Origin of the sequence: Phenylobacterium sp. (assembly GCF_041913825.1) — a bacterium.
Lineage (GTDB): Bacteria > Pseudomonadota > Alphaproteobacteria > Caulobacterales > Caulobacteraceae > Phenylobacterium.
Window position 1 is genome coordinate 25,877 of the sequence record NZ_JAYSEO010000014.1, and the last position, 25,447, is coordinate 51,323.

Genomic DNA, 25,447 nt, shown 5'->3' on the forward strand with positions numbered 1-25,447 from the left:
TTCAGTCAACGGGTGTTGACTTAGACCATATCGACGCATAAGTCACCGCGCGTTGACTTAAACCCCCGCGACGGGAGCGGGGAGGGGATACAGACCATGCGTACCTTCCGGACGCTGGCGCTCACCGCGCTGGCGAGCTTTGCGCTTTTCGGCTGCGGGCGGAAGGAGGCTGCGCCGCCGCCCCCGGCGCCCGCGGTTTCGGTGGCGACGCCGCTGCGCGAGACCGTGCGCGACTGGGACGACTTCACGGGCCGCTTCGAGGCGGCCGAGAACGTGGAGGTCCGGGCGCGCGCCGGCGGCTACCTGCAGGCGGCGCACTTCCGCGAAGGCCAGATGGTCCGCAAGGGCCAGCTCCTGTTCACCCTCGACGCGCGCCCGGCCCAGGCCCAGCTCGCCGCCGCCCAGGCGCAGGCCGGTCTCGCCCGCGCCGAGCTGCGGCGGGCCGAGAGCCTGCTCGCGGCCCAGGCCATCTCGCGCGAGGAGTACGAGAACCGCCGGTCCGCCGCCGCCGTGGCCGACGCCACGCTGCGCGCCCGGCAGCTCGACGTGGAGTTCACCCGCGTGACCGCGCCGATCAGCGGCCGGATCTCGGAACGTCGCGTCGACCCCGGCAACCTGATCGCCGGCGGCACCTCGGCCGGGGACGTGCTGACCACCATCGTCTCGTCCGACCCGATCCACTTCGTGTTCGACGCGTCCGAGGCCCAGCTCCTGAAGATGCAGCGCCAGGCCGGCGGCGTGGACGCCGCGCCGGTGCAGGTGCGCCTGCAGGACGAGGCGGAGTATCGCTGGGACGGCGCGGTCGACTTCCTCGACAACGCCGTGGACCAGACCTCCGGCGCCACCCGCCTGCGGGCCCGGATCCGCAATCCCAACGGCTTCCTGAAGGCCGGCATGTACGGCTCGGCGCGGATGGCCGGGGCCGGCGCCTACCAGGCCCTGCTCATTCCCGAGACGGCCATCGTCGCCGACGGCGCCCGCAAGGTCGCCTATGTGGTCGCGGCCGACGGACAGGCGCAGTCGCGGCCGCTGCAACTCGGCCCGCAGATCGGCGGCCTGCGTGTGGTGCGCGCCGGGCTCCGCCCCGACGAGCGGGTGGTCGTCAACGGCGTGCAGCGCGTCCGCCCGGGCCAGAAGGTCCAGGCGCGCAACGTCGCCATCAGCCGCGGCCAGCCCCAGGCGCCGTCGGCGCCCGTCCTGCCGGCGGCTCCGGCCTCCACCGGCTCCATCGTCCGCTAGGCGGCCAGGTCCATGAAATTCTCACGCTTCTTCATCGACCGGCCGATCTTCGCCGGGGTGATCTCGGTGTTCATCGCCCTGCTGGGGCTGTTCGCCTATCCCCAGTTGCCGCTGGCCCAGTACCCGGAGATCGCGCCGCCCTCGGTCGCGGTGATCGCCAGCTATCCCGGCGCTTCGGCGGAGACCCTGGCCGAGACAGTGGCCGCACCGCTCGAACAGGAGATCAACGGGGTCGAGGACATGCTCTACATGACCTCGTCCTCGGCCAACGGGACCGCGCAGATCACCGTCACCTTCCAGCCGGGCACCGATCTCGACGCCGCCCAGGTGCTGGTCCAGAACCGGGTGGCGCTGGCCGAGCCGCGCCTCCCCGAACAGGTCCGCCAGATCGGCGTGACGGTGAACAAGCAGTCGACCGGCTTCCTGATGCTGGTCGCGCTGACCTCGACCGATCCCTCGGTGGGGGTCGACTACGTGGGCAACTACGCCAACTCCGTGCTGCGCGACCGCCTGCTGCGGGTGCCCGGCGTGGGCGGCGTGCAGTTGTTCGGTGGCGGCTTCTATTCCATGCGGGTGTGGATCGACCCGCAGAAGGCGGCGGCGCGCGATCTCACCTCCCAGGAGATCGTCGCCGCGCTCCGGGCGCAGAACGTCCAGGCTTCGGCCGGCTCGCTCGGCCAGGCCCCGTCCGACAGGGGCGTGGCCACCGAGCTGCCCGTCCAGGTGCAGGGCCGCCTCAGCACGCCCGAGCAGTTCGCCGAGATCGTCATCCGCACCGACGAGGCGGGCCGCGTGACGCGCGTCCGCGACGTGGCGCGGGTCGAACTGGGCTCGCAGGACTACAGTGTCCGCGGCTATTTCGGCGGCGAACGCGGGATCGGCGTCGCGGTCATCCAGCAGCCCGGCTCCAACGCGCTCTCCACGGCCGAGGCGGTGATGAAGACGGTGGAGGAGGCGAAGGCCGACTTCCCGCCGGGGGTCCAGTACACCATCCCCTACAACCCGACCGAATACGTCCAGGCTTCCGTCGAGGCGGTGCAGCACACCCTGATCGAGGCGGTCTTCCTCGTCGTGCTCGTGGTGGTCGTCTTCCTGCAGACCTGGCGGGCGGCGATCATCCCGATCCTGGCGATCCCGGTGGCCCTGGTCGGCACCTTCGCAGTGCAGCTCGCACTCGGCTACTCGATCAATTCGCTGTCGCTGTTCGCCCTCGTGCTCGCCGTCGGCATCGTCGTCGACGACGCCATCGTGGTCGTGGAGAACGTCGAGCGGAACCTGCGGGCGGGGATGACGCCCAAGGAGGCGGCCTACCGCACCATGGACGAGGTGAGCGGCGCGCTGATCGCCATCGGCCTCGTGCTGCTGGCGGTGTTCGTGCCCACCGCCTTCGTCCCCGGCATCCCCGGCGAGTTCTACCGGCAGTTCGCGGTGACCATCTCGGCCGCCGCCCTGATCTCGCTGCTCGTCTCGCTGACGCTGTCGCCCGCGCTGGCCGCCCTGCTGCTCAAGCCGCACCGGGACGGCGAGCACCATGGGCCCAGGTGGCTGCGGCCGCTGCAGGTGGCGGGCGCGCGCTTCAACGCCGCCTTCGACGCGGTGAGCGACCGCTATGGCCGGCTGACCGCGCGGCTGGTGCGCACCAGCGTCATCGTGCTGGCGGTCTATGGCGGCCTGCTCGCTGTCACGGGCTGGCGCCTGGCCGTCACCCCCACCGGCTTCATCCCGCAGCAGGACCAGGGCGTGCTGATCGGCGTGATCCAGCTTCCGCCGGGCGCCTCGCTGGAGCGCACCGACGCCATCCTCCGCAGCGCCAGCGCCGAGATCGCCAAGATGCCGGGGGTGGACACCGTCGCCGGCATGGCCGGGCTCGACGGGGCGAGCTTCTCCAACGCCTCCAACGCCGGGACCATGTTCATCCGGCTGAAGGACTGGGAGGAGCGCGGCAAGCAGCTCAACGCCGACGCCGTGGCCGGCGCCATCATGGGCAAGCTGGGCGCGGTGGAGGAGGCGAACATCTTCGTGCTGTCGCCGCCCCCCGTTCAGGGGCTCGGCAACGGCGGCGGCTTCAAGCTGATGGTCCAGGACCGTTCCGGCGCCGGCTACCGGGAACTGGAGGCCGCCGCCAACGGCCTGATGGGCGCCGCCGGCCAGAGCCGCCAGGTGCAGGGCGTGTTCAACCAGTTCAACACCGGCGCGCCGCGGGTCACCGCCGACGTGGACCGCGACCGGGCGCTGATGATGGGCGTGCAGCCACAGGCGATTTTCGAGACCCTCGGCACTTACCTGGGCTCGACCTACGTCAACGACTTCAGCCTCGGCGGCCGCAACTTCCGGGTCACCGCCCAGGCGCAGCCGTCCGGCCGCGACGACAAGGCCGACATCGCCGACCTCCGGGTCCGCAACGCGCAGGGCGGGATGGTCCCGCTGGGGTCGGTGGCGACCCTGCAGGACGACACCGGCCCGACGCGCGTGGTGCGATTCAACCTGTTCCCCGCCGCCGAGGTGATCGGCGGGGCCGGCCCAGGCGTCTCCTCCGGCCAGGCGATCGGCGCCATGGAGCAGCTCGCCGCCCAGACCCTGCCCCAGGGCATGGGCTACGAGTGGACGGAGCTGGCCTTCCAGGAGAAGGCGGCGGGCAACACCGCGGCCCTGGTCTTCGCCATGGCGGTGGTGCTGGTCTTCCTGGTGCTGGCCGCCCAGTACGAGGCCTTCACCCTGCCGCTGGCCGTCATCCTGATCGTGCCGATGTGCATCCTGGCGGCCCTGGTCGGCGTCAGCCTCCGGGGCCAGGACAACAACATCCTGACCCAGGTCGGCCTGGTGGTGCTGGTGGCGCTGGCGGCGAAGAACGCCATCCTCATCGTCGAGTTCGCCAAGCAGGCCGAGGAGCGGGACGGACAGGACCGCTTCGAGGCCGCCGTCACCGCCGCGCGCACCCGCCTGCGGCCGATCCTGATGACCTCCTTCGCCTTCATCTTCGGCGTGGTGCCGCTGATGCTGGCCACCGGACCCGGCCAGGAGATGCGCCAGGCGCTCGGCACCTCGGTGTTCTTCGGGATGCTGGGCGTCACCTTCTTCGGCCTGCTGTTCACGCCGGTCTTCTACGTGGTCTGCCGCCGGCTCGCGCAACGCCTGCCCAAGCCGCCGCCGGCGCAGGCCGCCGCACCGGCCCAACCTGAAGGGAGCCGCCCGTGAGCGTTCCGAAGTCCCTGGCGACGGCCGCCGCCGCGGCCGCCCTCCTCGCCGGCTGCGCCACCGGCCCCGACTACAAGGCGCCGGCGACGACCGCCGGGGCCGGCGGCTTCGTCAGCGCCGCCGTGGCGCCGGTGGACCCGGCCGAGCCGCCCGCCGACTGGTGGCGGCTCTACCAGGAGCCGGCGCTCGACCGGCTGGTGGGCGAGGCGCTGGCCAACAACCGCGACGTGGCGGTGGCCGCGGCGAACCTCGCCCAGGTGCGCGCCGCCCTCTCCGAGGCGCGGGTCGGACGGCTGCCGGCCACCACGGTCACCGGCGCGGCCGCCCGCAGCCGCCAGCCGAACCCGGCCACCGGCCAGGCGGTGGAGGCGGACACTGTCTCGGCGGGCCTGGACGTCTCCTACGAGCTCGACTTCTTCGGCCGTGTGACCCGCTCGATCGAGGCCGCCCGCGCCGACCGCGACGCCGCCCAGGCGGCGCTCGATGTCGTCCGCGTCTCGGTGGCCGCCGAGACCACGCGGGCCTACGCCGACGCCTGTGCGGCCGGCGCCCAGCTTGAGGTGGCGCAGCGCACGCTGTCGCTATCGCAGGAGACCGCCGAGCTCACGCGCCGCCAGCTCCAGGCCGGCCGCGGCACCGGGCTCGACGTGGCCCGCGCCCAGGCCCAGGCGGAGACGGCGCGCGCCGCCGCGCCGCCGCTGCAGGCCCAGCGCGACGCCGCGCTGTTCCGCCTCTCGGTCCTGGTGGGACGCCCGCCGGCGGAAGTCTCGCCCGAGGCCGCCGCCTGCGCGCGGGCGCCGCGGATCAGCACGGCGATCCCGGTCGGCGACGGCGCGGCCCTGCTCCGGCGGCGGCCCGACGTGCGGCAGGCGGAACGCCGGCTGGCGGCGGCGACGGCGCGGATCGGGGTGGCGACGGCGTCGCTCTATCCGACCGTAAGCCTCGGCGGCTCGGTGGCGACGGTGGGCGGCGGCGGCCAGGACCTCGGCGACGACGTCCAGTTCAGCCTCGGCCCGCTGATGAGCTGGAGCTTCCCCAACATCGCCGCCGCCCGCGCGCGGATCGCCCAGGCCGACGCCGCGGCGCAGGGGGCGCTGGCCGCCTTCGAGCAGACCACGCTGACGGCGCTGCAGGAGACCGAGACGGCGCTCAGCGCCTACGGGCGCGAGCTCGACCGCCGGATGGCGCTGACGCGGGCCCGTGACGAAAGCGCCCAGGCCGTGCGGCTGGCCCGGCTGCGGCAGTCGGCCGGCGTGGACAGCTTCCTCACGGTGCTCGACGCCGAGCGCACGCTGGCGGGGCTCGAGGCCCAGCTCGCCGCCTCCGACGCAGCGGTGACCTCCAACCAGGTCACCCTGATGAAGGCGCTGGGCGGCGGCTGGCAGGCCGCCGGGTCCTAGGCGCCGCGGGCGAAGCCCAGGACGTCCTGCATGTCGTATTCGCCGGGCGGGCGTCCGGCGACCCACTTCGCGGCGGCCGCGGCGCCCCGGGCGAACAGGCTGCGGTCGCGGGCGGAGTGCGAGAGGGTGAGGATCTCGTCCTCAGCCGCAAAGGTGACGGTGTGCTCGCCGACGATGCCGCCGCCGCGCAGGACCGAGAAGCCGATCTCGCCGTCGGGCCTGGGGCCGGTAAGCCCGTCGCGGGTGCGGCGGGCGACGTTCGCAAGGCTGACGCCGCGGCCCTGGGCGGCCGCCTCGCCGAGCATCAGGGCGGTGCCGGACGGCGCGTCCACCTTGCGCCGGTGGTGGGCCTCGAACACCTCGATGTCGTAGTCGGCGGCGGGCAGCGCCGCGGCGGCCTGGCGGACCAGGCCCATCAGCATGTTCACGCCCAGAGAGAAGTTGCCGGCGCGGATGATGGCGATCCGACGCGCCGCATGGGCGATCTGACCGAGCTCCTCGTCGGAAAAGCCGGTAGAACCGATCACCAGGGCGGGGCCGCCGCGGATCGCGCAGGCCTGCGCCAGCTCGGCCGAGGCCGCGGCGGTGGTGAAGTCGATCACCACGTCGGAGGCGGCCAGCGCCGCGTCGCGGTCGACGATCCCCTCGCCCGTGGCGCCCGGGCGGTCGAAGCGGGCGGCGAGCGCGAGCGCGGGATCGGCCTCCACGGCGGCGGCGACGGCCCGGCCCATGCGGCCCTGGGCTCCGGCGATGGCGATCCTGGTGGGGCTGGTCAGCGGCGTCACTCCCGGCGAAGCAGGCGCGCAGTCTCGCCACGCGGCGCGCCTGGTCAATGGGCGGGGCTCCAACGCGGATTTCGGGCGGGGCTGCGGGCGCCTTCGACGCAAACAGGCGTAGCGCGCAGCTAAGCTGCCGGTCTGGGGGCGTCGGAGACCGGAATGCGCAAGATCCTGCTGGCCGTGGCGGCCGTGCTCACCCTGGCCTCGTCGGCCGTGCAGGCGGCCGAGCCGCGGGCCGTGGTCGGCCGGGTGGCCGACCAGATCGCCGCCAACTTCTATGACCCCGCTCGCGGGGCGCAGATCGCCGCCGAGCTGAAGGCCGAGGCCGCCCGCGGCGCCTACGACCGCTATCGTGAGCCGCTGGACCTGGCGGAGGCGCTGACCGCGCGGCTGCGGCCGCTCGACGGACACTTCAACGTCCAGTGGCTGAAGCCGGAGCCCGCGGCGGTGGCCGCCGGCCCGCGGCCGCGGCTGGACGATCCGGACGCCGACCGGCGGGCGAACTACGGCTTCCGCCGGGCGGAGGTGCTTCCGGGGAACATCGGCGTGCTCGACCTGCGCTACTTCGCGGGCTTCGGCGCGGCGGACGACCCCGCGCGGCTGCGGGCGGACGCGGCCCTCGGGCTTATCGCCGGGGCCGACGCGGTGATCGTCGACCTGCGCGACAACGGCGGCGGCTCGCCGGCCATGGTGGGCTACCTGGCCAGCTACTTCGTCGCGAAGGACGCGGCCATCTACAACACCTTCAAGAGCCGCGGGCCCGACGCCTACGAGACGCCGGCGTTCGAGGTGCGCGGGCCGCGCGTTACCCGGGCGCCGCTCTTCATCCTGACCAGCGCCCGCACCGGCTCGGCGGCCGAGAGCTTCGCCTACACCCTGCAGGCGGCGAAGCGGGCGGTGGTGGTGGGCGAGGCCAGCGCCGGGGCGGCCAACCCCGGCGGCTTCGTCCCGGCCGGCGACGGCTTCCGCGTCTTCGTGGCCAGCGGGCGGCCGGTGAACCCGATCACCGGCGGCAACTGGGAGGGCACGGGGGTCACGCCGGACGTGGCCGTCCCGGCGGGCGAGGCGCTGGCCCGCGCCCAGGCCCTGGCGCTCGGCGAGATCCGCAAGGCGGCCTCGGGCGTGGCGGCGACGGAGGCGGAGTGGGCGCAGGCGGCGCTGAGCCCGGCCCGGGCCGAGCCCGCGGCGCTGGCGGCCTACGCCGGCGACTACGGGACCCGCCGGGTGGCGGTGGAGGACGGCCGGCTGGTGGTCCGCGCCGGCCGCCGGCCGCCGGTGGTGCTGGTCCCGCTGGCCGGCGACCTGTTCTTCGTCGAGGGCGCCGCGACGCCGCTGCGCATGCGGTTCGAACGTGACGCGGCGGGCAAGGTCACCGGCCTGCTCGCCCTGACGCCCGAGGGCCGCACCAGCCGCTTCGCGCGGGTGGGCTGAGGCTCGCTAGGCGGCCTGGTAGAGGGCGAACTCCTCGCCGAGCGCGCGGGCGACGGCGGGGCGGGCGCGGAGCCGGTCGCGGTAGGCCACGACGTTGGGCCAGGGCGCGAGGTCGAACTTCACCGCCTGGGCCCAGTTGAGCACGGCGGCGAGGTAGGCGTCGGCCACGGTGAAACGGTCGAGCAGGTACTCGCGGCCCTCGAGCTGGTCGTTCAGGTAGGCGAAGCGCTCGGCGGCCGCCTCGCGGGCCAGGGCCTTGGCGGCGCCGTCGTGCTTCGGGCTGAGCAGGGGCGTGAAGACGTACTTGTGCAGCTCCGCGCCGATGAAGCTCAGCCAGGACTGCAACCGGTAGCGCTCGAAGCCCTCGGGGTTCAGGCCCAGCCGGTCGCCCAGGTACTGCAGGATGGCGGCGTTCTCGGTCAGCACCTCGCCGTCATCGGTGCGGAGCGCCGGGACGAGGCCCTTGGGATTGATCCGGCGGTAGTCGGCGCCGTCGGCGGTCAGGCCGGCCTTGGTGTCGACGCGGTGGAACTCGGCCTCAGCGCCGCCTTCGTAGACGACGATCCGGCTGGCCAGGGAACAGGCGAGCGGCGAGAAGTAGAGGTCCATGGGAAGCTCCCGTCGTTGATATTCATACCGTTCCGCACAAAATAGCGGCGGTCAAGGATTGTTTGCGAAATGGTACAAAAAGAGGAGCGCCGCGCCCGCGGCCGACCGAGGAGCTTCGATCCGGGCGAGGCCCTCGACCGGGCGCGGGCGGTGTTCTGGAACCAGGGCTACGCCGCCACCTCGCTGGACGACCTGGCCCGCGCCACCGGCCTGAACCGGCCGAGCCTCTATGCGGCGTTCGGGGACAAGCACGCGCTCTACCTGGCGGCGCTGGGCCGGGCCCGGGACGAGGCGCTGGCGGCGCTGGCCGGCGGCCTGGAGCGGCCGGGGCCGCTGCGGCCGCTGCTGAGCGGCCTGTTCGAGCGGGCCGGCGCGATCTACCGGGCGGGCGACCTGGGCCAGCGGGGCTGCTTCATCATCGGCACGGCGGTGACCCAGGCGCTGGACGACCCGGAGGCGCGGGCGCTGACCGCCGGCTTCGTCGGCGAGACCGACCGGCTGTTCCGCGAGCGGTTCGCGCGCTCGGCGGGCGAGCTGGCGGCGGGGCTGACCCCGGAAGCAGCCGCGCCCCTGGCCTCGGCGACCCTGCACACCCTGGCGATCCGCGCCCGCGCCGGCGCCGGCGAGGCCGAGATGACGGCCGTGGGGCAGGCGGCGGTGGCGGCCCTGTGCGGCGAGGCCACGGCAAAGGTTGTCCCTTCAACCCCGCCTCTGTAGGTTGCCGGCCCTTCCCGACGCCCTCAGGACCCTGCCGCACGGATGAGCGACGACCGCCGCACCTTCACGGACGAGGAGGCGCTGAGCTTCCACCGCGAGCCCCGCCCGGGCAAGATCGCCATCGCCGCCACCAAGCCGATGGCCACCCAGCGGGACCTTTCCCTGGCCTATTCGCCGGGCGTGGCCGTGCCGGTGCTGAAGATCGCCGAGGATCCGGAGAGCGCCTACGACTACACGTCGAAGGGCAACCTGGTGGCGGTGATCTCCAACGGCACCGCGATCCTCGGCCTCGGCGACCTGGGGGCGCTGGCCTCGAAGCCGGTGATGGAGGGCAAGGGCGTCCTCTTCAAGCGCTTCGCCGACGTGGACGCCATCGACGTCGAGGTGGCCTCGAAGGACGCCGACGAGATCATCACCGTCGTCAAGAACATCGGGCTGACCTACGGGGGCATCAACCTCGAGGACATCAAGAGCCCCGAGTGCTTCCGGATCGAGACCGAGCTGCAGGAGCTGCTCGACATCCCGGTCTTCCACGACGACCAGCACGGCACGGCGATCATCACCGCCGCCGGCCTGATCAACGCCTGCCACATCACCGGCCGCGACCTGAAGGACGTGAAGGTGGTGCTGAACGGGCCCGGCGCGGCGGGCATCGCCACGCTCGAGCTGATCAAGGCCATGGGCGTGCGGCACGAGAACGTGCTGGCCGTGGACCGCAAGGGCGTGCTGTGGCGCGGCCGGGCCGAGGACATGAACCAGTGGAAGTCGGCGCACGCGGTCGACACCGACAAGCGGACCCTGGCGGAGGCGCTGGAAGGCGCCGACGTGTTCATCGGCCTGTCGGCCAAGGGCGCGCTGTCGGGCGAGCTGGTGAAGACCATGGCGCCCAAGCCGATCATCTTCGCCATGGCCAACCCGGACCCGGAGATCACGCCGGAGGAGGTCTACGCCGTCCGTCCCGACGCCATCGTCGCCACCGGCCGCTCGGACTATCCGAACCAGGTGAACAACGTCCTGGGCTTCCCCTACATCTTCCGCGGCGCGCTGGACGTGCGCGCCCGGCGGGTGAACATGGAGATGAAGATCGCCTGCGCGAACGCGCTGGCGATGCTCGCCCGCGAGGACGTGCCCGACGAGGTGGCCGCCGCCTACCACGGCGCGCAACTCAAGTTCGGGCCGGAATACATCATCCCGACGCCCTTCGACCCGCGGCTGATCTGGTACATCCCGCCGTTCGTGGCCCAGGCGGCCATGGACACCGGCGTGGCCCGCAAGCCGATCGAGGACATGGACGCCTACCGGGCCTCGCTGGCCCAGCGGCTCGATCCGACGGCGGCCTTCCTGCAGAAGCTGCAGGGCGCGGTGCTGGCCGGGCCGCAGAAGAAGATCGTCTTCGCCGAGGGCGAGGAGCCCAGCGTCATCCGCGCCGCCTACGCCTTCCAGTCCGGCGGCCTCGGCCAAGCCATCCTGGTCGGCCGCGAGGAGCTGGTGCACGAGAACATGCGCCTGGTGGGTCTCGATCCCGCCGAGGCGAAGCTGCAGATCGCCAACGCCCGCTCCAGCCACTGGAACGCGGAGTTCGTGGACTACCTCTACGACCGCCTGCAGCGGGAGGGCTACCTGCGCCGCGACGTGCAGCGGCTGATCAACCAGGACCGCAACTCGTTCGGCGCCTGCATGGTGGCGCTCGGCTACGCCGACGGCATGGTCACGGGGGTCACGCGGAACTTCGACCAGGCCCTGGAAGAGGTGCTCCGGGTGATCGACCCGGCCGAGGGCGGGCGGGTGATGGGCATGAGCGTGGTGCTGGCCAAGGGCCGGACCCTGTTCATCGCCGACACCAACGTCACCGAGATGCCCGAGGCCGAGGATCTGGTGGAGATCGCCGTCGAGGCGGCCAACGCCGTGCGCGTCCTGGGCTACACGCCCCGGGTGGCGTTCATGAGCTACTCCACCTTCGGCAACCCCATGGGCGAGCGCTCGGAGAAGGTGCGCGAGGCCGTGGCCATGCTCGACGAGTACGACGGCGTGGACTTCGAGTACGAGGGCGAGATGCCGCCCGAGATCGCGCTCGAGCCCGCGCGGCGCGGCAACTATCCGTTCATGCGCCTGACCGGCCCGGCCAATGTGCTGATCATGCCGGCCATCCACTCCGCGGCGATCTCCACCCAGCTCCTGAAGTCGCTGGGCGGCGCCACGGTGATCGGCCCGATCCTGCTCGGCCTGTCGCGCTCGGTGCAGATCACGCCCCTGTCGGCCTCGGTGAGCCGCATCCTGCACATGGCGACGATGGCCGCCTACGACCGGGCGCTGGACGACGTGGAGGGGTAGGGACGCGAGCCGAAGCCGCTCCCCTGTCGGGGGAGCTGTCGGCGAAGCCGGCTGAGGGGGCATCCCCGACGCGTGAGCGGACCCCCTCCGGCCCTGCGGGCCGCCTCCCGGGCGGGGAGGGACTTGAAGCTGTGCGGCTTCCGGCATGGCGCGGTTTTTGGTATTGGGCGCGCCCCCACCGACAGCAAAGCCCCGGGAGCCCGCGCGATGACGGCCGCCTACACGCTGGGCATCGACTTCGGCACGACCAACACCGTGGTGGCGCTGGCCGGCGCGGGCGGGCCGGCGCACCTGGTGAAGTTCCCGGCGCCGGAGGGTGAGCTGTTCGCCTTCCGCTCGGCCCTGTCGTTCCACGCCCCGCCGGAGCATCCCAGCGAGCGGACCATCGCCGCCGGGCCCTGGGCCATCGAGGCCTATGTGGAGGACCCGGCGGAGACCCGGTTCATCCAGTCGTTCAAGAGCTTCGCCGCCCAGGAGAGCTTCACCGAGACCCAGGTGCTGGGCCGGCGCTACCGCTTCGAGGACCTGCTCTCCACCTTCCTGCTGAAGGTGCGCGACTACGCCGGCCAGGAGATGGCTGACCTGCCCAGCCGGGTGATCGTCGGGCGGCCGGTCACCTTCGCCGGCGGCAGCCCCAACGAGGCCCTGGCGCTGGAGCGCTACGAAACCGCGTTCCGGCGGATGGGGTTCGAGGAGATCCTCTACGCCTACGAGCCGGTGGGGGCGGCCTTCTTCTTCGCCCGCGAGCTCGACCACGACGCCACCGTCCTGGTGGGCGACTTCGGCGGCGGCACCTCGGACTTCTCGATCATCCGCTTCGAGCGCGAGGGCGGCGAGATGCGCGCGATCCCGCTCGGCCGCTCGGGCGTGGGCGTGGGCGTGGCCGGCGACGCGTTCGACTACCGGATCATCGACCAGCTGGTCTCGCCAGAACTGGGCAAGGGGTCGAGCTACGAAAGCTTCGGCAAGGTGCTGCCGATCCCCAACCGCTACTATTCGGCGTTCGCGCGCTGGGACCAGCTCGCCCTGATGCGCGCCAGCCGCGACATGCGCGAGATCCGCAAGCTCGAGCGCGAGGCCACCGAGCCAGAGAAGATCGCCGCCCTGATCGAGGTGCTGGACGAGAACTACGGCTACCGGCTCTACCGCTCGGTCTCGGACCTGAAGGTGGCGCTGTCCTCGGCCCAGGCGGCGGAGTTCCGCTTCGAGGCGGGCTCGATCGGCATCCGCCGCGAGGTGGCCCGCGCCGACTTCGAGGGCTGGATCGCCCCCGAGCTTTCCCTGATCGAGCAGGCGGTGGACCGGGCGATGGCGGCCGCGGGCCTGGGCCCCGCGGGCATCGACCGGATCTTCCTGACCGGCGGCTCGTCCCTGGTCCCGGCGGTCCGCGAGATCTTCCACCGCCGCTTTCCCCGCGAGCGGATCGAGACCGGCGCGGAGCTGGAGTCCATCGCCTCTGGCCTGGCGCTCATCGGCCGGGAGCGGGATCTCGGCCGATGGACGCAGGCCGCCTAGCTCACGGCGCCTTCCTCAGCGTCCGGGAGTCCAGGTCGAGCTGGGCGGCGGGGATGACCTCGAGGTTCGGCAGCTTGGCCTTCAGAGGCGCCTGGAAGGCCTTGGCGTCGCCGGCGACGATGACGCTGGCCTGGGCCGGGTCGAGGACGCGGCGGGCGAAGTCCTGCACCTGCGGCGCCTGCACCGCCTCCACCTTGGCGGTGTAGGTGGTGATTTCGTCCAGCGGCAGGCCGTAGAGCGCCAGATTGCCTAGGATGTCGGCGAGACCTCCGGAGGTGGCGAGCTCGCGGCCGAAGGAGCCCACCAGCACGGACTTGCGCGCCTTCAGCTCGTCCGCCGAGGCCGGCTCGGCGGCGAGCCTGGCCATCTCGGCGTTGATCAGGTCGAGCACCTGCGGGGCGGACTCGTTCTTGGTCTGGGCGCTGGCGCGGAACGAGCCGGTGGTGCGCGCCGTGGAGAGGCCCGCCCGGGCGCCGTAGGAGAGGCCACGCTTGATGCGGATCTCCTGGTTGAGCCGGGCCGAGTAGCCGCCGCCGAGGACCGTGGTCGCCACCATGCCGGGATAGTAGTCGGGGTCGGTCCGGGCGATGGCCGGCTTGACGACGTTCACCGAGGCCTGGCCCGTTCCCGGCAGGTCGATGGCGATGGCGCGCGGCTGCGGCTGCGGGCGGATCTCCGGCGCCGGCGGCGGGTTCGCCCCGCGCGCCCAGCCGCCGAACGCCCGCTCGGCCAGGGCGAAGCCCTGCTCGGGCGTGATGTCGCCGGTGAGCACCAGGACCGAATTCTGCGGCTGGTAGTGGCGGGCGTGGATGGCGGCCAGGTCGGTACGCTTGAGCTTCGGCAGGCTGTCGGGCGTGCCGTTGGGCGCGTGGCCGAAGGCGGTGCCGGCGAAGACCACCGGGGCTGCGGCCATGCCGGCGAGCTGACCGGGCTGCTGGTAGGCCACCTGCAGGCCGTCCAGCGCCTGCTGGCGCTGGCGCTCCAGCTCCTCGTCGGCGAAGGCCGGGTTCACGGCCACGTCGGCCATGATGGCCAGGGCTTCCGGCAGCTTGTCCGGCATGACGTTGAGGGTGACCGACGAGGACTCCAGGCCGCCGCCGGACGCTAGGCTGGCGCCCAGGGCCTCGGTCTGGCTGGCGATCTGCTGGGCCGAGCGCGTCCTCGTGCCTTCGGTCAGCATGCCGGCGGTCATGGCCGCGGCGCCGGCGAGCCCCTGCGGGTCCGCCCAGGCGCCGGTGCGGACGGTCAGGTCGGCGGTGACCAGGGGCAGGTCGGAGGATCGGGCGACGATCACCCGCAGGCCGTTGGCCAGCGTCCGCTCGGCCGGCTTGGGCAGCACCGGCTGCACCGGCTCGGCGAGCGGCGGCGGGGGCGCCCGCTGGCCTTCGGGAGCGAGGGTGAACACCGGGCCGTCGTACTTCGCCACCGTCTTCGGCGGGGCGGGCGGCGTCGGGTCCTTCGAACCCGCGGGGCGCTCGCTCTCGGCGCGGTAGCGGACCACCATGCGGCCGTTGTCGGTGAGGTACTTGCGGGCGACGCGCTGCACGTCGGCGGCGGTCACCGCCTGCAGGTCGGCGAGTTCGGTGTTGGCGCGGGCCGCGTCGCCGGTGAGCTGCAGGGCGTAGCCCAGCGCGAAGCCGCGGCCGTCGATGGTCTCGCGCTCGCGCAGCTTGCCGGCCACCAGCTCGTTCTTGGCCTCGGCCAGCTCGGCGGCGGTGGGCGGCTGGTCGCGAAGCCGCTTCACCTCGGCCAGCAGGGCGGCCTCGCCCTCCTGGATGGTGTGGCCGCTGGCCATGATGGCGGCGACCATGAACATGCCGGGGTCCTTCGGCAGGTCGGCGTTGGACATGGCCTCGGCGGCGATCTGCTTCTCGTAGACGAGGCTGTTGTAGAGCCTGGACGACTTGCCGCCGGAAAGGATCGCGTCGAGCACGGTGAGCGCCGCGGCGTCCGGGTGGGCGGCCTCCACCGACTTCCAGGTGATCGCCACGGCCGGCAGCGGCACGTTGGGGCCGTAGCCCTCGAACACGCCGGGCTGGGTGCGCGGCGGCTCCTTCGCGGTGACCTGCGGCATCGGCCGGGCGGGGCGCTCGAGCGCGCCGAAGTAGCGGTCGACCCAGGCGTTCAGCTTCGCCTCGTCGAAGTTGCCGACCACGATCAGCGCGGCGTTGTCGGGCCGGTACCAGGTCTGGTGGAAGGCGCGGACGTCGTCGATGGTGGCGGCGTCCAGCTCCTCGATGTTGCCGATGCCGGGCCGCTTGTAGGGGTGGGCCTGGTAGGTGGCCTGGGGCAGGTAGAGGCCGAACAACCGGCCGTAGGGCTGGGCCAGATAGTTCTGGCGGAACTCCTCCTTCACGACGTCGCGCTCGGACTTGAAGTTGGCCTCGTCCACCACGAGCGAGCCCATGCGCTCGGCTTCGACCCACAGCAGGCGCTCCAGGTGATTGGCCGGCACCACCTCATAGTAGTTGGTGAAGTCGTCCCAGGTGGAGGCGTTGTTGAAGCCGCCCACGTCCTCGGTCATGCGGTCGATGCTCTCGGCCGGCAGGTTCTTCGTGGCCTTGAACATCATGTGCTCGAAGAGGTGGGCGAAGCCCGAGCGACCCTGCGGGTCGTCCTTGGAGCCGACGCCGTACCAGACCTGGACGGTGACGTTGGGCGTGGCGCGGTCGAGGGAGGTGAACACCTTCATCCCGTTCGGCAGCGTGCGCTGCTTGAAGGCGATCGGCGGGACCTCGGCGCGGGCGGCGGCGGCGGGCGCCTGGGCCAGGGCGGCCGGGGCCAGGGCGGAGCTGGCGAGGAGGGCGGCGAGGGCGCAGGCCCGGGCGGTGCGGCGCATGGAGGCTTCCCAACGAGACGTTGGCGAAACCTGTAGCACCCGCGGCGCCGCGGGGAAGCTTACGGGAATGTCATGCGGCGAGTTCGCCGCCGCTGCAGGTGATCAGGTCCGACACCGCGACCTTCACCAGCCGCACCAGGCCCGGGCGGTCGAGCGCGTCGGCTGTCTCGGCGGCGTCGAGCAGGGTCTCGATCTCGGCCAGCGCGGCCGAGGCGGCGGCGTCGGCCCGGGCCGCCAGCGGCTCCAGCGCCTCGCGCAGCTCGGCGGCCAGCATGGCGAGGGCCAGGGCGTCCTGCGGGTCCTCCTCCCCCAGCCGGATCAGCAGGCGGAAGAGCGCCAGGCGCTTGCCCGGGCGGACGAGGTCACAGGCGTTCCGGCCCGCCGCAGGGGAGGGTGCGGTGACGGACATGCGGGGCTCCTTCCGGCCGGCGAGGGGGCCGGCGGAAGCCGCATCTCCTAGGCGCGGGCGAAGAGCCGCGGCGTGACGCGGGTCACGCGCGACGCCGGTTCGCCCGAGGGGCGGGAAAAGGAAAACGGCCGGGGATCGCTCCCCGGCCGTTCCGTATCGTGACGATGCGGGCCGCTAGGCCTGCTTCGTGAACAGGTCGGCCCAGCGGCGCTTCTTGCGGGCCTTGTGGGCGCCGTGATGCCAGGCGTTGGAGGCGATCAGCGGCACCACGGTGGTGGCTTCCGCGAACACCATCTGCTCCCAGGTCACGTCCACCTTGCCCCAGGAGCAGGCCTCCTTGAGGGTCGAGGACGAGCAGGCGCCGTCGCGCACGTCCGCCACCGTGATCTGGATGGCGTACTTGTGCATGTCGACCTCGTGGCCGAGGATCTCGGCGCAGACCACGGTGTCCTGCGCGAAGTTCTTCGGCACGCCGCCGCCGACCATGAAGAGGCCGGTCGCGCCCGCCTTCAGCTTGATCTCCGTCAGCTCACGGAAGTCGGCCACCGAGTCGATGGTCAGGTAGGGCTTGCCCTCCTTCATCCGCTCGACCTGGTGCTTCACGAGGCCGAAGCCGGCCGAGGAGTCCGTGAAGGCCGGGCAGAAGATCGGCACGCCCTCGCGGTACGCCACCTCGATCAGCGAGTTCGGCTTCTTGGCGTTGCCCGCCGCCAGCCACTTGCCCATCTCGTAGATGAACTCGCGGCTGGAGTAGGGACGCGGCTCCAGCAGGTTGCAGATCTCGTAGATCGTGCCGTCGCAGTTCTGGAGCTCTTCCTCGTCGATGTAGGTGTCGTAGATGCGGTCGATGTACATCTCGCGCAGCTCACGGTCGTCGACGCTGGAGTCGGCCTGGTAGTGCTTGAAGCCGAGGGCCTCGAAGAAGTCCATGTCGACGATCGAGGCGCCGGTGGCGACGATCGCGTCGATCATGTTGTTCTGCACCATGTCGCGGTAGATGTGCATGCAGCCGGCCGCCGAGGTGGAGCCCGCCAGGGTCAGCCAGGTGGAGCAGTCGGCGTCTTCCAGGCTCATCTTCCAGATGTCGGCCGCACGGGCCGTGTCGCGGCTCGTGAAGCTCATCTTGCGCATGGAATCGATGATCGGACGAGCGTCGTACTGGTCGATCGCCACGTGCTCGACGGTGTTGGCCAGCAGTTCGGCCTTGCGGTTCGTGTTCTGAACGGGAGCGTTCATCGTCGGAAGTTCCCTTCTGAGGGTGATCGCCCGTCCATAGGAGAGGCGCGACCGGGACGGAGCGACCGGCCGCGCCTATAGCTCGAATGTGTCGGTTTTAACGCCGACGGCCCTTCTTCCCCGCCGCGCCCTTCGGACGCGACAGGCGGACCACCTTGCGCTCCTCGGCCTGCTGCTCGCGCGGCAGGCGGATCACGCGGCCCGCGAGGCCGTACATGGAGGCCATGGGCGCATCTTCAACTGCGACAGTTTCGGCGTCGCCGAAGCCGTTGAAGCGCGTGTTCATGGCGATTCCGTAGGCGCCCAGCATGCCGATCTCCACGTAGTCGCCTTCGCGGATGTCTTCCGGCAGCCAGAACGGACCCGGCATCTGGTCGATGGAGTCGCAGGTCGGGCCGTAGAACCGAAAGGGCCGCAGGGCGCCTTCCAGCTCGGCCGGCTCGCCGTTGTCCGCGCCGCGGTAGGCCTTCACCGGGAAGGGCCACTTGGCGTGGGCCGCGTCGAACAGGCTGCCGTAGCTGCCGTCGTTCAGATAGAGCGCGTCGCCCTTCTTCAGCTCGACCTTGGTGAGCACCGAGGAGGCTTCCGCCACCAGCGCCCGGCCGGGCTCGGCCCACAGCTCGGTGTCCTTGTGGACGCTCATCTCCGCGAAGCCTCGGTGGATCGAGTCCACGTAGTCCGTCAGGTCCGGCGGCACCATGCCCGGGTAGACCGACGGGAAGCCGCCGCCCACATCCACCACGTCGACCATGACGCCGGCGCGGAGGATGGCGCGGTTGGCCTGGGCCATGGCCGCCTGGAAGGCGGTCGGCCGCATGCACTGGCTGCCGACGTGGAAGGAGACGCCCATCCGGTCCTGGGTGGCGCGCCGGGCGGCCAGCAGCAGCGCCGGCGCCTGGTGGCTGTCCACCCCGAACTTGCCCGACAGCGAGTAGGCCGCGCCGTCCGCCGAGACGCCGAGACGGACGATCAGGGACAGATCGTCAGCGCCGCCGGTCGCCTCGAGGATCTTCTGCAGCTCCTCGTGCGTGTCGAAGGAGAAGGTCTTCACGCCGTGGTCGAAGTAGGCCTGCGCGATCGCGCGGCGGCTCTTCACCGGGTGCATGAAGGCCATGCGGGACCCCGGCGCGAACTGCGCGACCAGCTCGATCTCGGGGACCGAGGCTACATCGAAGGACGCCACCCCGTTGGCCGCGAGGGTCTCGATGACCCACGGCGAAGGGTTCGCTTTGACAGCGTAGAAGACGTCGCCTTGAAAATTGTCCTGGAACCAGCGCGCCGCTACGGCCACCACGCCCGGCCGCGCAAAGGCGACAGGACGCTCCGGGGACCGCTCGCGGACCAGGTCCAGGGGCGTATGGTACGTATGCACCTCACGCAACCCCCAACGGATTGTTGAACCCAGACCGGCGTTAGCAGCGCTTTTTAGGACTTCGGGTCCGCCGGAAGCCGCGCAAATAGGGGCATCTGACCCCCATGTAAAGGGACAATGTCCTGCGACGTCCTGCCTCTATTCGGAACGCGGATATTTCAACTGGCCCGGCCTTGTAACGTCGGCCGCCGCCGCCGGGGGCGGGGCCTGCGTCGCTTAGGCGCCTGAGGCGGCTGGACCTTTTGCCGGCCGCCGTGTCATGAAGCCGTCGCACCGGCCGGCGAATTTCGCCCGCTTGCGCACGCAACTTGGGGAAATTTCGCCGTTCATGCCTGACGCCGCCGTTCTGTCCATACGGAACGTGTCCAAGACCTTTGGCGCCAGGCGCGCCCTGGACAAGGTTTCCCTCGCCGTCTCGAAGGGCGAGATGATCGCCCTCATCGGTCCCTCCGGTTCGGGCAAGTCGACGCTGCTGCGCTCGATCAGCGCGCTGCAGACCATCGACTCCGGCGAGGGCCGCATCGAGGCCTTCGGCGGTCCGGTGCAGGAGAACGGGCGGATCGCCCGCGACGTGCGCAAGACGCGCACCCGCATCGGCATGATCTTCCAGCAGTTCAACCTGGTGGGCCGGCTGTCGCTGTTCTCCAACGTGGCCCTGGGCTCGCTCGGCCGGATCGACGCGGTGCGCGGCCTGTTCGGCCTCTGGCCGGTGGAGACCAAGCAGGCGGCCATGGCGGCGCTCGCCAGGATGGGCGTGGCCGACTACGCCGCCCAGCGCGCCAACACCCTGTCCGGCGGCCAGCAGCAGCGCGGCGCCATCGCCCGCGCCCTGGTCCAGAAGGCGAAGATCATCCTCGCCGACGAGCCGGTGGCCTCCCTCGACCCCGTCTCCGCGCGCCGGGTGATGGAGAGCCTGCGCGAACTGAACAAGCAGGACGGCCTGACCGTGGTCGTCACCCTGCACCAGGTGGACTACGCCCTGCGCTACTGCGACCGCGTGGTGGCCCTGAAGTCGGGCAAGATCGTCTATGACGGCCCGTCCAGCGGCCTGAAGCGCGAGCAGCTCATCGACATCTACGGGCCGGAGTTCGAGGACGTGTTCTGGGAAGGAGCCCCGCAATGATCGGCCGCCGTGTCCTGACCGGCCTTGGCCTGGCCGCCCTGATGGGCCTCGCCGCCTGCGGGGGCGAGCCCAGCACCCAGCCGGGCGCCACGCCCAAGCAGCTCACCTTCTCGATCCTCTCGGCCGAGAACCAGCAGTCCATGGGCCCGCTGTGGCAGCCGCTGCTGGACGACATGTCGAAGCAGATCGGCGTGCCGGTGAAGCCCTACTTCGCCACCAACTACACCTCGCTGATCGAGGCGATGCGCTTCAACCAGGTGCAGGTGGGCTGGTTCTCGGCCCTGCCGGCGCTGGAGGCCACCCGCCGCGCCGACGCCCAGGTGCTGGGCCGCGTGGTCGACGCCGGCGGCGAGGACTCCTACCGCTCGGTGCTGATCGTGCGGAAGGGTTCGGGCATCACCCTCGACAAGGTGCTGGCCTGCGACAAGAGCCTGACCTTCGGCCTGGGCGACGCCAAGTCGACCTCGGGCACGCTGGCGCCGATGACCTACCTGTTCACGCCGCGGAACATCGAGCCGGCGCAGTGCTTCAAGGCGGTCCGCTCGGCCAACCACCAGGCGAACGTCTTCTCGGTGGCCAACGGGCTCGTGGACGTCGCCACCAACAACACCGTCGGCCTGCTGTTCGCCGGCCGCCAGAACCCGCAGATCGCCGAGAAGGTGGAAGTGATCTGGCGCTCGCCGCCGATCCCGGAATCCTCGATCGTCGCCCGCAAGGACCTCGACCCGGCCATCAAGGAGAAGATGCGCCAGTTCTTCCTGACCTACGGGACGGGCGCGGGCCCCGAGGCCGACCGTCAGCGCGAGGTCCTGAAGGGCCTGGCCTACGGCGGCTTCCGCGCCGCCGACGACAGCTACCTCGACCCGATCCGCGAGATGGAGGCGGCCCAGGCGCTGGCCGACGCCCGCAAGGGCGGCGACCAGGCGGCGATCCAGAAGGCCCAGGCCGAGTTCGACCGCATCCGCGCGGCCGCGGCCCAGAAGCGCGCGGTGGAGCCGGACGTCTGATGAGCCCCGTCGACACGGTCCCGCCGTCGGCGCACCTGACGCCGCCCAGCCGCTCGCTGGCCCAGCGCGCGCCGGACTTCCTGGTCTGGGGCGCGGTGATCCTGCTGCTGATCCTGGCCTTCGGGCCGGTGGAGATGCGCAACTTCGGCCGGCTGTTCACCAACGCCGAGAACATGCGGATCTACGGCCGTCAGCTCCTGCAGCCGGAGTGGGGCAACATCGGCATCTACATCCGGCAGATGTGGCTGACGATCCAGATCGCCATCTGGGGCACCTTCCTGGCGATCATCGTGGCCATCCCCTTCGGCCTGGCCTGCTCGCGCAACATCGCGCCGGCCTGGCTGCAGCAGCCCATGCGCCTGCTGATGAACCTGCTGCGCTCGATCCCCGACCTGGTGATCGGCACCATCTTCCTGGTGGCCGTGGGCCTGGGGCCGTTCGCCGGCGTCATGGCGCTGGCCATCGCCACCACGGGCGTGCTCGCCAAGCTGTTCTCGGAAGCCGTGGAGTCGATCGACAAGGGCCCGGTGGAAGGCGTCCGCGCCACCGGCGCGAGCCGTCTGCAGGAGATCGTCTGGGGGGTGATCCCGCAGGTCGCCCCGCTGTGGACCAGCTATGCGCTCTACCGCTTCGAGTCGAACTCGCGCTCGGCCACCGTGCTCGGCCTGATCGGCGCCGGCGGCATCGGCCAGGTGCTGTTCGAAAGCCTGAACGCCTTCAACTACGGCGAGCTCTCGGCCATCGTCATCGTCATCGTGGTGGCGGTGTCGCTGATCGACCTGCTGAGCCAGGCCATGCGCAGCCGCCTGCTGTGAGGCTTCGGCCGGCCCTCCCGGCTGCGGGGGCGCTGGCCCTCGTCCTGCCGGGCGCGGCCGGCGCCGAGACCGTGCTCGCCCCGGTCATCGTGGTCCCGCGCGCGCCTCTGGGCGCGATCGAGACCCTGGACCGGACGCCGGCCGCCACGGTCGTGCTGCACGCCGGCGACCTGCGCCGCCCGGCGGCCGGGCCGGCGCTGCTGGGCGCGCTGGAGCTGCGCACGCCGGGCCTGTCGCTGAGCGACGCCCAGGGCAATCCCTACCAGCCCAACCTCGTCTACCGCGGCTTCGAGGCCTCGCCGCTGCAGGGCGCCGGCCAGGGGCTGGCCGTCTACCTCGACGGGGCGCGCTTCAACCAGCCGTTCGGCGACACCGTGAACTGGGACCTGATCCCCGAGGCGGCCATCGAGGCGGTCTCGGTGGAGGGCTCCAATCCGGTGTTCGGGCTGAACGCGGTGGGCGGGGCGCTCACCGTCCGCCTGAAGGACGGCTTCGATATCCGCGGCGCGGCGGCCGAGGCGCAGGCCGGGTCCTTCGGCCGCCGCTCCATCACCCTGGAGGCCGGCGGCCGGCCGGCGGCCAACGCCGGCCTCTATGTGGCCGTCAGCGCGCTGGACGAGGACGGCTGGCGCGATTTCTCGCCGACCCGGCTGCGGCAGGCGTATGCGGCCTGGGTGGGCGGCGCGGGGCCGCTCACCCTGGAGGCGCGCCTGCTGGCGGCGGACAATTCGCTCACCGGAAACGGGGCGGCGCCCGTCGAGCTGCTCGCCGCCGACCGCCGGGCCGTGTTCACCCACCCCGACCGGACCGACAACCGCTTCGCGCGCCTGCAGCTCGGGGCCTCCAGCACGCTCGGCGCCGGCCGGGCGGCCACCGTCCAGGCCTATGTGGGGCGCCTGCGCCAGAAGACCGCCAACGGCGACGCCACCGACGCCGAGCCGTGCGAGTACGACGCGGCCGTGCTCTGCCTGGACGAAGACGGCCCCCTGCTGACCGACGCCGCAGGCCGGCCGATCCCGGCCTTCCGGGAGGACGGCCGGTACGCCCAGCTCAACCGCACCGCCACCCGGACCTGGGCCTATGGCGTGGCCGCCCAGGTCACCTCCGACCGCGCGATCCAAGGGCGCGACAACCGGTTGACCCTCGGCGCCAGCTACGATGTGGGCCGCACCGGCTTCCTGGCGCAGTCGCTGCTGGGCGCGTTGACGCAGGACCGGGGGTTCGGCGGCCCGGGAACCCTGGTCGTGCAGGCGGACGGGCCGATCTCGCCGGTGCAGGTCGACACCCGCAGCCAAGCGCTAGGCCTCTACCTGCTGGACACGCGGGAGCTGACGGAGCGGCTGACCCTCACGCTCTCGGCCCGCTACAACCTGATCGACATCCGTCTGCGGGACCGCCTGGGCGAGGCGCTTGACGGCGACCACCGCTTCTCGCGCCTGAATCCCGCCGCAGGCCTGACCTGGGAATGGGACGACGCCCGCTCGGCCTACGCGGGCTACGCCGAGGCGAACCGCGCCCCGACGCCCGCCGAGCTGTCGTGCGCCAGCCCCGAGGCGCCCTGCAGCCTGACCAACTTCTTCGTCGCCGACCCGCCGCTGAAGCAGGTGAAGGCGAGGACCTTCGAGGCGGGCCTCCGGCAGCTCCCGGCCCTGGACCGCAGGCTCACCTGGCGGATCGGCGTCTACCGGACCGAGACCCGCGACGACATCACGCTGGTGGCCAGCGCGTTCCGCGGCCGCGGCTACTTCCAGAACGTCGGCCGCACGCGGCGGCAGGGGGTGGAGGCCGAGGCCGGCTGGCGGCGCGGCGACCTGCAGGCCTGGGCAAGCTATGCGCTCACCGACGCCACCTTCCGCTCGCCCCTGACCCTGACCAGCCCGTCCAACCCCTCGGCCGACGACGACGGCCGGATCGAGGCGGCGCCCGGCGACCGCATGCCGAACGTGCCCCGCCACCGGCTGAAGCTCGGCCTGACCTATGCGCCCGAGCCGTTCCGGCTGGACCTCAGCGTGCTGGCGGCCAGCGGACGCAGGCTGGCGGGCGACGAGGCGAACCTCCAGCCCAAGACGAGCGGCTATGCGATAGCCAACCTGGCGGCCGCCTGGCAGGCCGGCGAGGGGATCGAGCTGTTCGCCGCGGTGGAGAACCTGACGGACGCCCGCTACGAGACCTTCGGGACGTTCGGCCAGACCGACGAGGTGGAGCTGGCGGAGGCGCCCGGCGCGTCCGACCCCCGCAGCCTGGGCCCGGGCCGGCCGCGGACCTGGACGGTCGGCCTGCGGGCCCGGTTCTAGGCGGCCTGGGGGCCGCGCCGCCGGACCCGGGCCAGGCGGCGCAGGCGGCGCCAGAAGCGGGTCTTCTCGGGCTCGGGATAGGGCTGCAGGTTCTTCACGAAGTCCTCGGCGCAGGCGCGCCAGGAGAACCTCTCGGCAAAGGCGCGGACCGCCTTGCGCTCCAGCTTCAGGCAGTCGAGGCAGGCTTCGCGCAGGCCCTCGGTGGCGCTCTTGGCGAGCACGCCGGCCCCGGAGTTCGGGATGATGTCGATGGGGCCGGGCGCCGGATAGGCGGCCACCGGCGTGCCGGACGCCATGGCTTCGAGGATCACCAGGCCGAAGGTGTCGGTCAGCGAGGGGAAGACGAAGACGTCGGCGCAGGCGTAGGCGCGGGACAGGTCCTCCCCGGACTTCGAGCCGGTGAACACCGCCTCGGGGTACTTGGCCCTCAGCTCGTCGAGCTGCGGGCCCGGGCCGACCACCACCTTGGTCCCGGGCAGGTCGAGGCCCAGAAAGGCCTCGATGTTCTTCTCCACGGCCACGCGGCCGACGTAGAGGAACACCGGCCGGGCGAGGCCCTCGAACATGTCGGGCTCGTCGGCCGTCCGCGGCCGGAAGACCTCGGTGTCGACGCCGCGCGACCAGGACGAGATGTTCCGGAAACCATGCTGGGTGAGCTCGTCGCGCATGGTGGGCGTCGCCACCATCAGCCGGCCGGACGGCTTGTGGAACCACTTCATGTAGGCGTAGCCAGCCGCCAGCGGCAAAGGCAGGCGGGCCGAGACGTACTCCGGGAAGCGGGTGTGGTAGCTGGTGGTGAAGGGCAGCTTCCACTCGACGCAGATCCGTCGCGCCGCCAGGCCGATGGGGCCCTCGGTGGCGATGTGGATGGCCTCCGGCTCGAACGCCTTGAAACGCTCCTGCACCGGCTCATAGACGCCGATCGCCACCTTGATCTCAGGATAGGTGGGCAGCGGGAAGGTCTTGAACTGGTTGGGGTGGATGACCTCCACCGTGTGGCCCATGTCGCCCAGTTCCTTGACCACGCGGGTCAGGGTGCGGACGACGCCGTTGACCTGCGGCTCCCAGGCGTCGGTGGCGAGCAGGATGCGCATCGGCCGCTGGGTGTCGCGCGCCGCGGTGATCGCCTCGCGCAC

The 25,447-nt window shown here is 72.0% G+C and carries 18 protein-coding genes; 11 read left to right on the forward strand and 7 right to left on the reverse strand.

Going from position 1 to position 25,447, the window contains the following annotated elements; translation table 11 throughout:
* The first annotated feature begins 96 nt into the window (after window positions 1-96).
* From ACE3Q8_RS13360 to ACE3Q8_RS13370, 3 genes are read left to right on the forward strand one after another with little or no spacing between them, the layout of a single operon-like run.
* Window positions 97-1,239 carry an efflux RND transporter periplasmic adaptor subunit gene (locus tag ACE3Q8_RS13360; RefSeq protein WP_374470770.1) on the forward strand — a complete coding sequence of 381 codons (1,143 nt, stop codon included), beginning with the start codon at window positions 97-99 and terminating at the stop codon, window positions 1,237-1,239.
* Between the two features lie 12 nt (window positions 1,240-1,251).
* Window positions 1,252-4,434: an efflux RND transporter permease subunit gene (locus ACE3Q8_RS13365; RefSeq protein WP_374470771.1), complete on the forward strand. Its 3,183-nt coding sequence runs from the start codon at window positions 1,252-1,254 to the stop codon at window positions 4,432-4,434.
* Window positions 4,431-5,834: an efflux transporter outer membrane subunit gene (locus ACE3Q8_RS13370; RefSeq protein ID WP_374470772.1), complete on the forward strand. Its 1,404-nt coding sequence runs from the start codon at window positions 4,431-4,433 to the stop codon at window positions 5,832-5,834. Before ACE3Q8_RS13365 ends, ACE3Q8_RS13370 begins: the two co-directional genes overlap by 4 nt.
* Here ACE3Q8_RS13370 and dapB read toward each other — a convergent pair.
* Window positions 5,831-6,610 (reverse strand): 4-hydroxy-tetrahydrodipicolinate reductase, encoded by a 780-nt coding sequence (gene dapB, locus ACE3Q8_RS13375; protein WP_374470864.1) that lies wholly within the window; start codon window positions 6,608-6,610, stop codon window positions 5,831-5,833. The two genes, ACE3Q8_RS13370 and dapB, sit on opposite strands and share 4 nt — an antisense overlap.
* A gap of 162 nt (window positions 6,611-6,772) precedes the next feature.
* On the opposite strand from dapB, the gene ACE3Q8_RS13380 reads away from it, so the two are divergent.
* Window positions 6,773-8,044, forward strand: coding sequence for a S41 family peptidase (locus ACE3Q8_RS13380; RefSeq protein ID WP_374470773.1), 1,272 nt, complete (start codon window positions 6,773-6,775; stop codon window positions 8,042-8,044).
* A 6-nt stretch (window positions 8,045-8,050) separates the two neighbouring features.
* Here ACE3Q8_RS13380 and ACE3Q8_RS13385 read toward each other — a convergent pair whose 3' ends face one another.
* Window positions 8,051-8,653: a glutathione binding-like protein gene (locus tag ACE3Q8_RS13385; RefSeq protein WP_374470774.1), complete on the reverse strand. Its 603-nt coding sequence runs from the start codon at window positions 8,651-8,653 to the stop codon at window positions 8,051-8,053.
* Between the two features lie 69 nt (window positions 8,654-8,722).
* On the opposite strand from ACE3Q8_RS13385, the gene ACE3Q8_RS13390 reads away from it, so the two are divergent.
* The 3 genes from ACE3Q8_RS13390 (at window position 8,723) to ACE3Q8_RS13400 (ending at window position 13,216) form a co-directional block, all read left to right on the forward strand.
* Window positions 8,723-9,370 (forward strand): TetR/AcrR family transcriptional regulator, encoded by a 648-nt coding sequence (locus ACE3Q8_RS13390; protein ID WP_374470775.1) that lies wholly within the window; start codon window positions 8,723-8,725, stop codon window positions 9,368-9,370.
* Between the two features lie 42 nt (window positions 9,371-9,412).
* Entirely contained in the window at window positions 9,413-11,701 is a 2,289-nt protein-coding gene (locus tag ACE3Q8_RS13395; protein WP_374470776.1) for an NADP-dependent malic enzyme, read from the forward strand.
* A 207-nt stretch (window positions 11,702-11,908) separates the two neighbouring features.
* Window positions 11,909-13,216 carry an Hsp70 family protein gene (locus ACE3Q8_RS13400; protein WP_374470777.1) on the forward strand — a complete coding sequence of 436 codons (1,308 nt, stop codon included), beginning with the start codon at window positions 11,909-11,911 and terminating at the stop codon, window positions 13,214-13,216.
* Between the two features lies 1 nt (window position 13,217).
* Here ACE3Q8_RS13400 and ACE3Q8_RS13405 read toward each other — a convergent pair whose 3' ends face one another.
* The 4 genes from ACE3Q8_RS13405 to ACE3Q8_RS13420 form a co-directional block, all read right to left on the reverse strand.
* Entirely contained in the window at window positions 13,218-16,055 is a 2,838-nt protein-coding gene (locus ACE3Q8_RS13405) for a M16 family metallopeptidase (protein ID WP_374470778.1), read from the reverse strand.
* A 70-nt stretch (window positions 16,056-16,125) separates the two neighbouring features.
* A complete protein-coding gene (locus ACE3Q8_RS13410; RefSeq protein ID WP_374470779.1) occupies window positions 16,126-16,464 on the reverse strand; it encodes a hypothetical protein in 339 nt (112 codons plus the stop codon).
* A 174-nt stretch (window positions 16,465-16,638) separates the two neighbouring features.
* On the reverse strand, window positions 16,639-17,700 hold the full coding sequence (locus ACE3Q8_RS13415) for a deoxyhypusine synthase (protein ID WP_374470780.1): 1,062 nt from the start codon (window positions 17,698-17,700) through the stop codon (window positions 16,639-16,641).
* 97 nt (window positions 17,701-17,797) lie between these two features.
* Window positions 17,798-19,072, reverse strand: coding sequence for a type III PLP-dependent enzyme (locus ACE3Q8_RS13420; protein ID WP_374470781.1), 1,275 nt, complete (start codon window positions 19,070-19,072; stop codon window positions 17,798-17,800).
* Window positions 19,073-19,400: 328 nt separating this feature from the next.
* On the opposite strand from ACE3Q8_RS13420, the gene phnC reads away from it, so the two are divergent.
* From phnC to ACE3Q8_RS13440, 4 genes are read left to right on the forward strand one after another with little or no spacing between them, the layout of a single operon-like run.
* Entirely contained in the window at window positions 19,401-20,195 is a 795-nt protein-coding gene (gene phnC / locus ACE3Q8_RS13425; RefSeq protein WP_374470782.1) for a phosphonate ABC transporter ATP-binding protein, read from the forward strand.
* Entirely contained in the window at window positions 20,192-21,202 is a 1,011-nt protein-coding gene (gene phnD / locus ACE3Q8_RS13430; protein ID WP_374470783.1) for a phosphate/phosphite/phosphonate ABC transporter substrate-binding protein, read from the forward strand. Before phnC ends, phnD begins: the two co-directional genes overlap by 4 nt.
* On the forward strand, window positions 21,202-22,017 hold the full coding sequence (gene phnE, locus ACE3Q8_RS13435) for a phosphonate ABC transporter, permease protein PhnE (RefSeq protein ID WP_374470784.1): 816 nt from the start codon (window positions 21,202-21,204) through the stop codon (window positions 22,015-22,017). Before phnD ends, phnE begins: the two co-directional genes overlap by 1 nt.
* A complete protein-coding gene (locus tag ACE3Q8_RS13440) occupies window positions 22,014-24,311 on the forward strand; it encodes a TonB-dependent receptor (RefSeq protein ID WP_374470785.1) in 2,298 nt (765 codons plus the stop codon). The genes phnE and ACE3Q8_RS13440 overlap by 4 nt, the downstream gene beginning before the upstream one ends.
* On the opposite strand, the gene ACE3Q8_RS13445 is transcribed toward ACE3Q8_RS13440, so the two are convergent.
* Window positions 24,308-25,405, reverse strand: coding sequence for a glycosyltransferase family 4 protein (locus ACE3Q8_RS13445; RefSeq protein ID WP_374470865.1), 1,098 nt, complete (start codon window positions 25,403-25,405; stop codon window positions 24,308-24,310). The genes ACE3Q8_RS13440 and ACE3Q8_RS13445 overlap by 4 nt on opposite strands.
* Window positions 25,406-25,447 lie beyond the last annotated feature (42 nt).

What these genes read in the sequence shown, in the direction of transcription:
- ACE3Q8_RS13360 (WP_374470770.1), top strand. Translation starts at nt 97, where the DNA reads ATGCGTACCTTCCGGACGCTGGCGCTCACCGCGCTGGCGAGCTTTGCG.
- ACE3Q8_RS13365 (WP_374470771.1), top strand. Translation starts at nt 1,252, where the DNA reads ATGAAATTCTCACGCTTCTTCATCGACCGGCCGATCTTCGCCGGGGTG.
- ACE3Q8_RS13380 (WP_374470773.1), top strand. Translation starts at nt 6,773, where the DNA reads ATGCGCAAGATCCTGCTGGCCGTGGCGGCCGTGCTCACCCTGGCCTCG.
- ACE3Q8_RS13385 (WP_374470774.1), bottom strand. Translation starts at nt 8,653, where the DNA reads ATGGACCTCTACTTCTCGCCGCTCGCCTGTTCCCTGGCCAGCCGGATC.
- ACE3Q8_RS13390 (WP_374470775.1), top strand. Translation starts at nt 8,723, where the DNA reads ATGGTACAAAAAGAGGAGCGCCGCGCCCGCGGCCGACCGAGGAGCTTC.
- ACE3Q8_RS13395 (WP_374470776.1), top strand. Translation starts at nt 9,413, where the DNA reads ATGAGCGACGACCGCCGCACCTTCACGGACGAGGAGGCGCTGAGCTTC.
- ACE3Q8_RS13400 (WP_374470777.1), top strand. Translation starts at nt 11,909, where the DNA reads ATGACGGCCGCCTACACGCTGGGCATCGACTTCGGCACGACCAACACC.
- ACE3Q8_RS13405 (WP_374470778.1), bottom strand. Translation starts at nt 16,055, where the DNA reads ATGCGCCGCACCGCCCGGGCCTGCGCCCTCGCCGCCCTCCTCGCCAGC.
- ACE3Q8_RS13410 (WP_374470779.1), bottom strand. Translation starts at nt 16,464, where the DNA reads ATGTCCGTCACCGCACCCTCCCCTGCGGCGGGCCGGAACGCCTGTGAC.
- ACE3Q8_RS13415 (WP_374470780.1), bottom strand. Translation starts at nt 17,700, where the DNA reads ATGAACGCTCCCGTTCAGAACACGAACCGCAAGGCCGAACTGCTGGCC.
- phnC (WP_374470782.1), top strand. Translation starts at nt 19,401, where the DNA reads ATGCCTGACGCCGCCGTTCTGTCCATACGGAACGTGTCCAAGACCTTT.
- phnD (WP_374470783.1), top strand. Translation starts at nt 20,192, where the DNA reads ATGATCGGCCGCCGTGTCCTGACCGGCCTTGGCCTGGCCGCCCTGATG.
- phnE (WP_374470784.1), top strand. Translation starts at nt 21,202, where the DNA reads ATGAGCCCCGTCGACACGGTCCCGCCGTCGGCGCACCTGACGCCGCCC.
- ACE3Q8_RS13445 (WP_374470865.1), bottom strand. Translation starts at nt 25,405, where the DNA reads ATGCGCATCCTGCTCGCCACCGACGCCTGGGAGCCGCAGGTCAACGGC.